General features: G+C 55.4%; 13 protein-coding genes. 4 read left to right on the forward strand and 9 right to left on the reverse strand.

Annotation, left to right across the window (positions count from 1 at the left end; all coding sequences use genetic code 11):
* Positions 1 to 415: 415 nt before the first annotated feature.
* From mobV to KO490_RS07970, 3 genes are all read left to right on the forward strand, one after another.
* Positions 416 to 1960 carry a MobV family relaxase gene (gene mobV, locus KO490_RS07960; protein WP_216018882.1) on the forward strand — a complete coding sequence of 515 codons (1545 nt, stop codon included), beginning with the start codon at positions 416 to 418 and terminating at the stop codon, positions 1958 to 1960.
* Between the two features lie 275 nt (positions 1961 to 2235).
* Positions 2236 to 3228 carry a plasmid replication initiator TrfA gene (gene trfA / locus KO490_RS07965; protein ID WP_252727073.1) on the forward strand — a complete coding sequence of 331 codons (993 nt, stop codon included), beginning with the start codon at positions 2236 to 2238 and terminating at the stop codon, positions 3226 to 3228.
* 113 nt (positions 3229 to 3341) lie between these two features.
* Positions 3342 to 4010 (forward strand): ParA family protein, encoded by a 669-nt coding sequence (locus tag KO490_RS07970; protein WP_216018884.1) that lies wholly within the window; start codon positions 3342 to 3344, stop codon positions 4008 to 4010.
* 310 nt (positions 4011 to 4320) lie between these two features.
* On the opposite strand, the gene KO490_RS07975 is transcribed toward KO490_RS07970, so the two are convergent.
* The 9 genes from KO490_RS07975 to KO490_RS08015 all read right to left on the reverse strand — a co-directional run bounded on the left by KO490_RS07975 (position 4321) and on the right by KO490_RS08015 (position 11772).
* Positions 4321 to 4533, reverse strand: a complete 213-nt coding sequence (locus tag KO490_RS07975) for a hypothetical protein (RefSeq protein WP_216018885.1) — start codon at positions 4531 to 4533, stop codon at positions 4321 to 4323.
* A gap of 106 nt (positions 4534 to 4639) precedes the next feature.
* Entirely contained in the window at positions 4640 to 5215 is a 576-nt protein-coding gene (locus KO490_RS07980) for a recombinase family protein (RefSeq protein WP_216018894.1), read from the reverse strand.
* A gap of 183 nt (positions 5216 to 5398) precedes the next feature.
* Positions 5399 to 6346: an O-methyltransferase gene (locus tag KO490_RS07985; protein WP_252727074.1), complete on the reverse strand. Its 948-nt coding sequence runs from the start codon at positions 6344 to 6346 to the stop codon at positions 5399 to 5401.
* Positions 6346 to 7749: an ATP-binding protein gene (locus KO490_RS07990; RefSeq protein WP_371822288.1), complete on the reverse strand. Its 1404-nt coding sequence runs from the start codon at positions 7747 to 7749 to the stop codon at positions 6346 to 6348. The genes KO490_RS07985 and KO490_RS07990 overlap by 1 nt, the downstream gene beginning before the upstream one ends.
* 61 nt (positions 7750 to 7810) lie before the next feature.
* Positions 7811 to 8656: a hypothetical protein gene (locus tag KO490_RS07995; RefSeq protein WP_216018888.1), complete on the reverse strand. Its 846-nt coding sequence runs from the start codon at positions 8654 to 8656 to the stop codon at positions 7811 to 7813.
* Between the two features lie 98 nt (positions 8657 to 8754).
* Positions 8755 to 9543: an endonuclease gene (locus KO490_RS08000; RefSeq protein ID WP_216018889.1), complete on the reverse strand. Its 789-nt coding sequence runs from the start codon at positions 9541 to 9543 to the stop codon at positions 8755 to 8757.
* Entirely contained in the window at positions 9536 to 10861 is a 1326-nt protein-coding gene (locus KO490_RS08005) for a DNA cytosine methyltransferase (protein WP_216018890.1), read from the reverse strand. Before KO490_RS08005 ends, KO490_RS08000 begins: the two co-directional genes overlap by 8 nt.
* A gap of 76 nt (positions 10862 to 10937) precedes the next feature.
* On the reverse strand, positions 10938 to 11342 hold the full coding sequence (locus KO490_RS08010) for a very short patch repair endonuclease (RefSeq protein WP_216018891.1): 405 nt from the start codon (positions 11340 to 11342) through the stop codon (positions 10938 to 10940).
* A 172-nt stretch (positions 11343 to 11514) separates the two neighbouring features.
* Positions 11515 to 11772 (reverse strand): helix-turn-helix transcriptional regulator, encoded by a 258-nt coding sequence (locus KO490_RS08015; protein WP_216018892.1) that lies wholly within the window; start codon positions 11770 to 11772, stop codon positions 11515 to 11517.
* Positions 11773 to 11875: 103 nt separating this feature from the next.
* On the opposite strand from KO490_RS08015, the gene KO490_RS08020 reads away from it, so the two are divergent.
* A partial coding sequence (locus KO490_RS08020) for a hypothetical protein (RefSeq protein WP_216018893.1) occupies positions 11876 to 12347 on the forward strand: 472 nt, incomplete at its 3' end.

Raw genomic sequence — 12347 nt, forward strand, 5'->3', positions numbered from 1 at the left:
CGGGCCGGTCGATCCCGACTTCGATCAGAAGGGGTTCATGGACGAGCTGTGGGGTGACGCCTGATCCGGATCGGGCCGGAGACCTCCGAGTATCGGAGGCCCGATCCGGGAATTTCTACGAATGCCAAGGTTTCATTGGCGCCAGGTCTGCACGGCAGGCGGTAAGCACAGGACTACCTGACCGACGCTTTCGGCCGGGAATAGACGACCAGATTTCACGCCATTGCTAACCCTGCCCATCTGCCTTCACCCCTGTAATTTGGGGGGTGATCGCCTGCCGTTCGGCGGGCCATTTGGAGGAAGTGAGTATGTGTCTCTCCCGCCTTTTAGCGGGCGAACGACAATTGGGTTGCGCGACGCGGAATCAAATTGTCTAGTGAGTACACATACTCACTTCCTTCAAATGGAGGCTCCCATGTCCACAAAACCCCGCAAGCTCCTTGATGAAGGCTGGTCCAAGGTCCGGGGCAGCATGCAGGGCCTTCACGGTGACGGGAAATCCTTCGGCATCATGCGGACTGCGAAGATCAAAACGCTCGGCAACATGGGGGCCAGCCTTCAGCATAGTTTCCGGGAGCGGGAGACCCCGAATGCCGATCCAGACAGGACCAGCGACAACACGATCCTGGTCGGTGGCGACAACAGCAAGGACGTGCTGGCCGCGTGGAAGGATCGGGCTCCCGAGAAGATCAGGAAGAACGCCGTGCACGGTCTGGAATACTTCATCGGTGGCTCGCCCGCGAAAATGAAAGCCATGACCCGGGAGGAGCAGGACACGTACTTCCAGGATGCGCTTGGCTGGATCGAGAACCGGCACGGCAAGGAAAACGTCCTCTCAGCGATGGTCCACCGCGACGAGACCACCCCGCACATGACGGTGATGACCATCCCCCTCGATGACAGGGGCAAGCTGAACTGCCGGTCGTTCGTGGGGAACAAGAAGGCTCTTTCCGATCTCCAGACAGACTTTGCGGAGAAGGTCAGCGAGAAGCATGGCCTTCGGCGGGGCATCAAGGGCTCCACAGCGCGGCACGAGCGCGTCCAGCGGGTCTATGGGGCCTACATGTCCGGTGAAGACGCTGTGGCCCTCCCTGAGCGCGTCAGAGGCTCCCTCCTGCGCGGCGGCAAGGAAAGCGACGTTGAATGGCATGCACGGGCTACAGAAGCCGCCACAGACGCGCTCCGCGGCTTCCAGATAAAGATGCGGGAAGAAAAACTCGACATGGACGCGAAGCTGAACACGGCGCAGTCGATGATCCAGTCTCTTCAATCGCTGCAGCAGAGCTACAAGACCCAGCTCAACGCAGCCCGTGAAACGCTGTCGCGATTGGTGTCGAGCCTGGAACTGGCTGGCAAGGGGGCCGAGGCAAACGCTGCCCTCGAAGCCTATGCCGATCTGGAAGGGAAAATCCTCGATGGTGATCTTGGTGTCCTCAAGGACGCTGCGGGTTCGCCAGCTCGGATCGATAAGATCGTGGACATCTATGACCGGGTCATTCCTGACGGCACCGCGATGACTGAAGAGCAGGCCCGGTTCGACCGGGCGCTGGACCTGACCTTGGATGCCATGGCGGATGGTAAGGTGGCGAAACGGAAAGATCCGGTACGGATCGCGATCGAGGCTCGCGCCCTGCCCTATGTTCAGAAAGCTCTTGCTCACCTGGCACAGGATCGAGTGAACCCGCCTTTCACCAGCCGAGAAGACCGTTTGGCATTCCAGGCGGAAATCGAGGGCGCCCTTTCAGAGGAACAGTTGGTTGCTCTGAAGCAGGGTGACGAAACTGTGCTGGAAGATGTCCTTGGTGATCATCTTTCTCAGCAGCAACAGCTCCGCTTGGCGCTGGCCTACTTTGATCATGCGGACGTTGATGTCGGTGCTGGCATCCGTCGCGGCATGATTGAGCGTCTTTCTGATGCAGAGGATGGGCCGAAGCATCAGGAGCCGGGGCTTCGACACTGATGCACTACGACGAGTTATCCACAAACTGTGTGATCTTCGTAAGTGTTAAATATGTGTTAGATTCTGTGTTACGCTCTGTTCAGAGCATCTCATCCAACTGACTTTAAAGAATATTTCCAGTTATCTGGTGTGTAAAAGCACGAAATACGGTGGGTGATAACACGAAAGATGGTGTGTAAAAGCACGAAAGCCTTGACCTTGGTGGGTGAAAGCACGAATGTATAGCGATGGTGGGTGATAACACGAATTCTCGATCTCCGCTCCTGCCGGATCGGATGCAGCAAGCAGACTTCTTTGTTTGCGATATTTTTGATGCTGCGCCCAAGGGTGACATGGCGTCGATGGAGCACCCGATATTTTCAATCTCGACCAAGCCAGACCGGCGGATTCGTCGATATGAGAACGGTCCAAATTTTGTCGAAATCACGCCTTCGGTTAAGGGGCTGGCGACGGTACATGACCGTGATGTGCTGATTTACTGCATTAGCCAGTGTATCGCGGCGTTAAATGAAGAACGCGAAGTCAGCCCGACCATTCGCTTTAGAGCATATGATCTGCTGAAAGCCACAAACCGTGGAACGGACGGGCGGGGGTATGAACAGCTTCGCGCAGCCTTGGAGCGCCTTCAGGGAACCGTGATCACCACCAACCTTATTACTGGTGGCAAGGAAGAGTTTGATGGCTTCGGACTGATTGATCGGTTCAAGATCGTCCGTGAGACGCGCGACGGCCGGATGCAGGAAGTGGAGATCAGGCTCTCGGACTGGGTGTTCAACGCTATCCGGCATCGCGAGGTGCTGACCTTGCACCGCGACTATTTTCGTCTGCGCAAACCGTTGGAGCGGCGCATCTATGAACTCGCCCGAAAACATTGCGGAGCGAAGCAGGAATGGAAGATCGGACTAGCGAAGTTGCAAGCCAAGTGCGGCTCCTGCTCTACACCAAAAGAATTTCGCCGGTTGGTCATGAGCATCGTACGCCAGGACGGGCAGCACGACCATATGCCTGACTACGCTGTGCGGGTAGAAGGTGACATGGTCGTCTTCACCAATCGCCGAAGCGATCAAGCCAGACACGCGGCCCCTACCCTTCCTCAAGTACGGCTCGACCCGGAAGCCTATCATGACGCTCGGGCAGTCGCGCCGGGATGGGATGTGTATGTTCTTGAGCAGGAATGGCGGGACTGGATGACGGAACCGCCACGCAACTCCAATGCTGCCTTCATCGGGTTCTGCAAGAAGGTCTTCGAAAAGCGCGGCCGCCCCTAGTTCGGTTCAAAACCGGTTATGGAAATATTCCCGGTATTAGATCTATATCCGGTATTGCAATTTTTTCCGGTTAAAGATATAAATCCGGTAAAATATTAAGGCAGGTTCGAGCAATGCCCGTCATCGTCATGGCAAGCCCCAAGGGGGGTGTCGGAAAGTCCACATGCGCCGTGCTCCTCGCATCGGAGTTTGCTCGTATGGGCGCGGAGGTCACAGTCCTAGACTGTGACCCCAACAAGTCCCTGACCCGTTGGGCCTCTCACGGCACCCCCAAGGGCGTCACGCTCCTAAGCGACATCGGTCGATCTGAAATTGTTCCAACAATCCGCGCTGCGGATGGGGACGGCCGTATCGTTATCGTGGATCTGGAAGGGGTAGCCTCTCAGCTGGTCAGCCGCGCGATCTCACAGGCCGACTTGGTAATCGTGCCAATGCAGCCAACGGCGCTCGATGCAGAAATCGGTTCTGAAGCTCTGGCACTGGTGCGTGAAGAGGAAGAAGCACTGGGGCGCAAGATTCGCCACGCGGTTGTGCTGACAAAGACAAGCGCAGCTGTAAAAAGTCGGGTCCAGAAAGAACTCGAAGAGCAGCTGCGCGGGGCAGGGATCGACATGATCGAACCTCCTCTAGTTGCACGGGCAGCATTCTCTGAAATCTTTGCCTATGGCTATGACCTGACTGCCATGATGCAAGATCAGGGTATGATGACGGGCGGCAAGGTCGACAAGGCTATCATAAACGCCCAAAGCTTCATGGAGGCTGTCTATGAGCGGCTCAAATAGACTTTCCGGGCTGAGAGCACGCCCCAAAGACACAACCGCCGAAGAGGTCCGACGCGTAGACGAGGTGGGGGAGGCGCGGGGGTTCCTTGACCGAACACCGCGAAAAAAACCAGGACGTAAACCAAGCCCTCGGACGTGGCAGCTCCATCCAAAGGTGTTCCCAAATATCGGAGAAGCTATAGCGGCCGAAGCCGAACGGCTTGGCATCACGCAGGGGCAGCTGATTGAGAAAATGTGGAAAGCTTATGAGAAAGAGCTCTAGCTAACGGAAGACCAAGCTTGAGCGGCACTGCACAAGTGCATCCGAATGTCACATGCGGACATCTAAAGCTCTCAGAATGCGAGTCCCTTCTGCTAACAGGATCAACTGATCAGATCGGACCAGAGGTCGATTGTGACCAATGGTGTTCCTGACTGGCGCGAGACGCTGCATTGAAACCTGAAAATCCTGCTTAGACACAAAGAATCGCTCGAACGCTTCTTTCCAGTTTTTGCCTTCGCAGATGATGTGCATCAGTTCCATGAAATCAGCATAATAGAGGAGCGGAAACGAGTCGCCGCGCTGTTCGTGTTCTCAGCCTGTTCCATCGCTCGCCGCAGGGCGTCATTTCCAAATGAATCGCGATTCATTAAACCGAACCCTCCACATCACGCGATATCGCTCGCTGAAGCGTGCTGCGGTTTACGCCAAGTATCTCTGCCATACCGGAAACCGTTTCGCGCCTCGCCTCAATGGCGCTCTTGGCATGGATAATCTGAGCGTCAGTGAGGGCAGGGGGCCTGCCAAGGCGTTTGCCCCGCCTTTTCGCGGCGCGCAGGCCCGCTTTGGTCCGTTCTTGGATCAAGTCGCGCTCGAACTCAGCCAGCGCGCCCATGATGTGAAACACTAGACGCCCGCCAGCGGTCGTTGTGTCGATCCCATCCGTCAAACTTCGGAACTCGATACCGCGATCTCCAAATAGATTCAGCAGATGGACTAGGTCGGCGATGGACCGCCCCACCCTGTCTAACTTCCAGACTACCAGCAAATCGTCTGCTTCTAACAGCTCCATAGCCTTGGCAAATCCGGTGCGGCTTTCAGCGGCTGTAGCGCCGCTCTGTCCCTGATCAGTGATGATCCGGTCACACCCAGCTTCGGTCAGCGCCTCGATCTGCAAATCAAGGTTCTGCTCCTCCGTGGACACCCTTGCATAGCCAATTTTCATGCAATCTTTTTGCATGAGGTTTTCGCGGCAGTCCAGCATGAAGGAAATCAGGGACTTGGCGCCAGGGAACGCGCTGCCGCGAAAAGGGTCGTTTTCGCAGCAGCTTGGTGGCCACCAAAAACGTCTTACAGCCACATCAGATTTTCTGAGAGAGGCTGGCGAAACTAAGCCTGTGACCAGGTATTAGGCAACAATCTCAGCGAAACTTGGCAAGTACTTGTAGTAGCGTTGGAAGGACCTGATTTGGTGCTCCAAGAGATCAAAGCCAAGTTCCTGAACCCTATCCCTTGTTAACTCCCCAGCGAACGGAAGTTCTGCTTGAAGCGTTGCAACCTCTTTAAGGGTCATCGGAGGCGCCTCGATCATCTCGTCAACAATTCCTTTCCAGCTTTGTTCTGCCACGATCGCCCGAGCGGCAGGTGCCGCACCTAGACCAGGAAGCACTCCTCCAACTGTCACCATCCCAACAGAGTCAAAGTAAGGAATTTGAAATGACCGAATGAATCCACCTGGACGAGCATTGTCCGCAACAACAGAACTCAAGAAATCCATTGTAAGCGTAGCCAAAGTCTGCGGCAGGTTCTCTTTGCTACAATCTTCTCTAGTCAAATCATCCGGAACCACTGCGCCTAGTATGTCAGATACCCGACCTGGGCGCTGCGCTGGCCTCGCACCATAAGCATTCTGTGTAGCGCTAAATGTAAAAAGAACAATGCTGTTTGGCGGAGCATTCAACAACAACCATCGCATTTCCTCGACTTTCTGCTCATCCAAAGCACCATCATAGTCCAGCCAGACGATCCAAGGACGAGCTTGATATTCTACTTGTGCAGCAATCTCTGGAAGTCGCTCATCAGAACGTCCCTCAAGAACTGATATGGACCTATAAACCTTGTTAAACTCAGCCCTCTTATAACCAACTGGGCTTGCCTCGATTGAGATCATCTCATCAATACCCAAAACCTTATGGGCCATCAAAAAATCTGTAAACCAGATTGACCCAAATCCTATATAAACCGTATCGTGAAGATTCATAGAGGCACAAAGCGCCCTAAGACCATCAAAAACAATACCGCGTTGAACACTTTTACTCGGTCGGATACTGTAATTTACAGAGTCAAAAGATGCCATCACTCTTCACCAACGAGGTCATCATAAGCGTACTCAAAAGACTTCAGACCCACATCTTTATACGTCATCCTAATATTTCCGAGAGCCGTAGCTAGGCGCAAAAGTTTTGGCTTTGGGACACTATATGAAACGTTAGCTTCAGGAGTACGTTTTTTGGCAGACACCTGCGGCAAGACAACTTCAGATCGGGCCGAAACCTCGAAAATTGGTACTGCTTTTGTCTTACTTTCTTTTTCTGCGACCTGTTCCCTCTCACTCTGTTTCCGCGCGTTAGTGTAGGCAATCCAGGTTTTAGAAGGCTCCCTCATATGAGATCGGTAACGTCTGTAAAGAGGTGATGTGGCATCAACACTACGCTTTGTTGTGGTCAAAGGAAGCAAGTCCGCTCGTCTCGAGGAGAATATTATTATTCCCATAAACCCTGAGTACTGAGGGTGCCATTGAGGCCAATTATCAGTACCCCAGCCAGTCAGAGAAGTTTTGTCAGCGGCAAGAACTATTCTTCCGTTGCAAACGACATACCACCCTGATTGGTTTTGATTTTCATCCCAATCCCCCTCAGGATCACTATCATCTGGCGGGAGCGCCTCCATGCCTGCCAGCAACTCTATGAATACGTCTTCACCATCTATCTTCTCCTTGAAACTTTCCCTCATGGGCGAGAAGTCACCGCCCTGTCTCATTTCAATGGACCACCCCTTTATCGGCTTACCCTGAACGTCAATGACTAGACCTCGATGCAGATGAAGAGCATAGTCCCTAGCTATAGCTCGACGTAGGTCTTGGACAAACCTAGGGCTTGCAAAGGACTGCGCCGTTGCTTCGCTTAAATCTTGAACCTCAATACAAACACCTGGTTCATCCAGGTCGTCAGCCTCATCAATATCAAAATCCCAACTAGAATTTCCAGCTTCAAGCCAATCACTAACATTAACAGGCACTTTGAATGACGAGAGCCCATCATCACCGACGTAAGTACTGGTTATATCAATACTGGAACCAAGCTTAAAAACTGCTCGCTTCATGCCAATGCCGTAAACGCCTATACTGAAATTTTCAGTATCAGCATCATCGCGGCGACCAAAGGTAAATGCATAATTCACCGCATCATCTAGGGATATGCCGCCACAATTATCTTTAATTAAGAATCTATTCTGGTCTATCTCAATAGATATTTTGTACGCTGACAAATCCGTATCATTATTCAGGCTCATAGGCCGTCCACCGGCCCGCTCCCAAGCGCCATCGACGCTATTGTCGATCAAATCAAATATGCAATCCTCGAGAGTAATATCTCGTGTGATCATCCGAACAAAGAATGCCTTTGTTGGATTTGCACGCGCCTTCGATTTCTCGACTGGTATCATTACAATGCCCTGCTCGTTAGATGGTTTGCATACCATATTACGAGCAAGCTTCTTGCACCGATAGTCCCTTATCTCGCCTTATCAACGCATTGGATCGTCACGCATTGATCCCCGCCACACGTGGTGACAGGATGTAGATGGCATCGGAAACCGCGTGTAGTGGCATACGGTAAAGGCGCTCGGGATCGAGTGGGTCTTCCCGGTAGCACGCCTCGTAGCGCCGCCGCGAAATACGCTGAAACTCGACCGCATAGATACCGCGCTTTTCTTCTCCGTTCACCTGAACCCGCCGCACCTGGACGGCCATCGGCTTCACTGCATCAATCCGGGGTTCACGCAGGTGCTCACTGGTTTTGAAAGCGACCGCAACCTGCTCCCGAATCTGATCTTCCAGCAGTCGCTCACCATCTCCCTTCGCTTCGCAGGTAATCAACGCGAAGGTTTCCATGCCAACACGCAAGGCACGGCGGCTGTTGTGGCTGACCAGGAACGTGCCGTCGATCTCCGGTTGTGTCTTCATCGACATCTGAAGATGCGTGACATCGCGAAGACGGCCCCGAAGAGGCGAGAACAGTGAAAGCTGGCTTTCAATAAGCCGCAGTGATACTGCTACCTGCATCAGCCAGCTTTCCTCCTTCCGGCCCAGCTCTCTTGCGACGGCAGGAACAGTGGCGGATTGCAGAAAGTATCTCGGAGTGCTCGCTGTCGGCAGGTAATAATCGGGATAAGGCTCTGTCTGCCCCGGCGCATAGGGGACAAACTGGAACACCCGCTTGTCTCCGTATCTCTGCCGTCCGAAGAATCCCGCCTTCGCGGCGATGTCCGGCCAATTATTGTTGGCAGTGCTCTTACGGATGATGTCCTTCAGGAAGTTCGCGGGATTCCCTGTTCCAAGCTTCGCCTTGCAGGCATGAATGGCGTTTATCACATCGTCGGAATACACGGTTCCATCCGGATATTTTCCGGCCTGAAATTCCTGGAACAGATACTCGATGACGGGTGTTTTCTTAGATAATACAGACGGCAAATTCAGCTTCTCAATTACGGTCGGTAAGCACGGATAGCAGACGGATCGAGGTCGGACGCCGGCACCAGCTTGTAGTGCCGCTCTTCGACAACCCTGATCTCATCTTCCAGTAGCGTCAGCTCGAACAGCGCCACAACCTGGTCGGACATGAACTGCGCTGAAATGGCCCGGCATTGCATACCGGGAAACCGCTGCTCGACGAAGCGGATGTCCTGCGTGGTCTGAACAATGCCGATCTGATCTTTACCGCCCTTCGCCTGTACCGGGATGACGTAATGACAGCCGCGCTTGTCGAGACCGACATACAGCTCGTCGATCTCGATCTGCCCGATGCCCTGCACGGTCGTTCGCAGATGGTTCTGCAGACTATAGGTGGTCAGCCCCAAGAAGGTGTCGATGAGCCGGTTATAGCGGACGATTGCCAGCAGGGCCTGCTCGTCATCCAGGGCATAGGCACGGATTAGCTCGGGCGTGGCGTCCGGAATAGCGATCGTCACCAGATCGTCGCGCGGGACAATGCGGTTCGCCTTCACCATGCGAAAGCGGTACTGCGCCCTACCGGCCAGCTCGATAACCCATTCACGCCCCTCGTCCTGCGTCGCGACGATTGGCTCCGGAAGCGCCACACGAAAGCGAAAGGAATACAGCACGTCGCCAAGGTTCTTCGGCAACCGAATACTGAGGGCGGCAGCAGCGTCCTCGATGTCCTCGCGGGTAAACCCCAGCGCCACAGCACCTTCTTCGTACCGATCAAAGAAAATCTTCTCGATCAAGGCACCGTAGCGGTTTGGCTCCTTAGCCATTGGCAGCCTGCTGCAGTTCGGCTTCGATGTCTTCCTGACGGCGCTTGCGCGCACCGCTCTTGCGATCACGCCGTCCGGATGGGGCCGGAACCCCGAAATATGCCGCTGCGTCGGTCATATCGCCGGTCAGCAAAGCGATCTCTCCAAGGGCAATCGGTGCGGGTGGGCGGGTAGGTTTTACGCCCAGAGCTGCAATGATCTGCCCCGCGATCGCCCTCGCCAAAGGCGGCGGCACGGCATTGCCGATCTGACGCGCACCATGCCACTTCGTGGCATGGAAGCGGAACCAGTCCGGGAAGCCATGCAGGCGTGCCATTTCGCGCACCGTAATACAGCGCTGGTAGCGGTAGTGGATCGGCCGGGGGCTGGTGAACGCACCTCGCGCACCGTCCGTACCTGCGCGCAGCGTGTTGGAAACACCACCGGGGGCCAGTTTGAAGAAGCGGCTGATCGGCTCGACAGTTCCGGGTTCTGTAGCCGCGAAGCGGCGGCGGGAAATATCCGTATGTTCGGTGCGGGCGCTCGATGTCAGCACCGCCGGGTCCCAATCGCGGACGTAACCGTAATGCCAGGCATCATTGCCCAGACACCGCATCTCCGCGGCGTAGGGCGAAGGCTCGCCGAAGCGTGTAGTAGGAACTGCATCGGATGCTTCGAGCGTCCGGTAGCTGTCGGCATCGGGCAGGTCGCCGATCGCCTCTTCACAGCCCGGACCGAAGGGTAGCCCGGGAAACTTCACCGGCTTGCCGGAAATGTTCGTCTGAGGGACCGGATAGTCAGGGAGCGGATGCCCCTTCTTCGCCCCCATGAGGATGAAGCGCTCACGCGACTGGGGCACGCCGTAGTGCGCGGCATTGAGTACCTTCCAGGGCAGACGCACATCGTAACCGGCCGTGTTGAAGGCAGCCTCCAGCTCCTGCAGAAACTTGCGGTGCTTCCCGACCGTCAGCCCCTTCACATTCTCGAAGACGAACATCGTAGCATCCAGCTCGCGCACGATGCGCACGAAGTCCTGCACGAGACGGTTACGCGGATCGTCCAGGACGCGGTGCCCGATGAGAGAAAAGCCTTGGCAAGGCGCACCGCCAAAGACACAGTCCACCTTAGCATCACCCAGACCGGCAGCGCGGCGGATGTCATCACCGCTGAGGTGTTCGACAGAGTGGGGCAACACAGGAGTATCTGGGAAATTGAACTCGTGGACAGCGCAGTGCACTGGGTCGATCTCAACAGCCGCCCGCACATCGAAACCCGCCTGTTCAAAGCCCAGGCTAAGGCCGCCCGCACCGGCAAAAAGATCGATACCAACCGGCCGCATACACCTGCCTCCTGTAGTTTTTTGGTGCTTGATTCGACATTCTAGCGAAGAGGTCTCTATATGTCGATCGATTTCCTTACTCACCCACAAAATCCCGGAGAACGGGCAGCAGACGTTCCGGGTCTCTAGTCTCACATTCCCAGACTGTCAGCACCTGCCATTCGGCATTCTCCAAGTCGCGCAGGTTTCTGGCATCGCGCTCCACGTTCTGCGCAAGCTTCGGCCCCCAGTAATCAAGTTTCGATTTGGGAGCCTGCCCCTTACTGCATCCGTGGGCATGCCAGAAGCAGCCATGCACGAAGATGACCTTCCGCCGTTTCCCGAACACGATATCCGGCCGTCCCGGCAGGTCTTTCCTGTGCAGGCGGTATCGGTAGCCAGCACCGTGCAGAAGACGACGCACCACCAACTCGGGGGTGGTGTCCTTTTGCTTGACCGACTGCATGATGCGGCGGCGCTGCTCAGGGCTGCGCGTATCCATATTCTAAGTTTCTCTAGCTGTGAGGCATGAGCGCCGGGTAATCGAGTAAGAGACGCCACATTGCGATGACAAAGCGTTGTCCGACTAGATAGACAAAATCTGATGCGTTCTAGGGGCTGTCTGCCCCCGCGCCTGACGGCGCTCCCCCGAGGGTACTTTTGGGAAGATGAAGTCAGACCCGATGATCTGGCTCGGTCGCATCCACGACCTGCTCCAGGATCACTGACGGCACAATACCGATCGCCCGGGCTAAAACCACCAGTTCAACGACGTCGATCCGGCGCTCACCACTCTCGATCCTGGCAACCAGGGACTGATGGCACTTAAGGCGCTCGGCCATTCCAGCCTGCGTCAGGCCTGCCGCTTTCCGGGCGTCGATCAGCGCCTCACATAAAGCCACATGACCTGTGCTTCTGATCGTCTTCGTCATGTCGCTGCGCCACCTCTTTGGGCGGCAGCGGTAATCTGCTTTTCAGATTATCTAAAAAATGGATAATTCGGCGTATTTCAGACCAGCTTCAAGGAGACGCCCCATGAGCCAGCCCCTTCAGCATTCAATAATCCTGACCAGGCTCACCAAAACAGGACAGGCCCTGATGCAACTGAACAGCCGTGGCTACATCGACATCGACGCCGCCCGGCATCTGGTCGCCGCAGGCTTTGCAGAACCGGAGCGAATTCGTGTCGAAATCCGGCACCTCCCTTCCAGAGAGTTCGAGGGCATCGGCCTGACGTCTGAGGGCAGCGCCGCCGTGAAAAATCTGGACCAGCAGATGGCCCCTAGATCAGGATTATCGAACAGCCGTTCTTTCACGACCGGCCGCGAGCTTTCCGACAGCGAGCGGGTCGTGACCTGCGGCTATCTGGGCTGGCTTGGCGAAGATGCTCTATCGCAACTTGATCGCCGGTTCGCATGGGGCTGGTGCCCTGAGATGCCCAGGGAGCCAACGCAGGTCTTCGAGGTTCCCCTTCCCATGCTCAGGACATCGCGCCGGAAGATAGCCC

The organism is Paracoccus sp. C2R09, from assembly GCF_018860625.1.
In the GTDB taxonomy this organism is placed as follows: Bacteria; Pseudomonadota; Alphaproteobacteria; order Rhodobacterales; family Rhodobacteraceae; genus Paracoccus.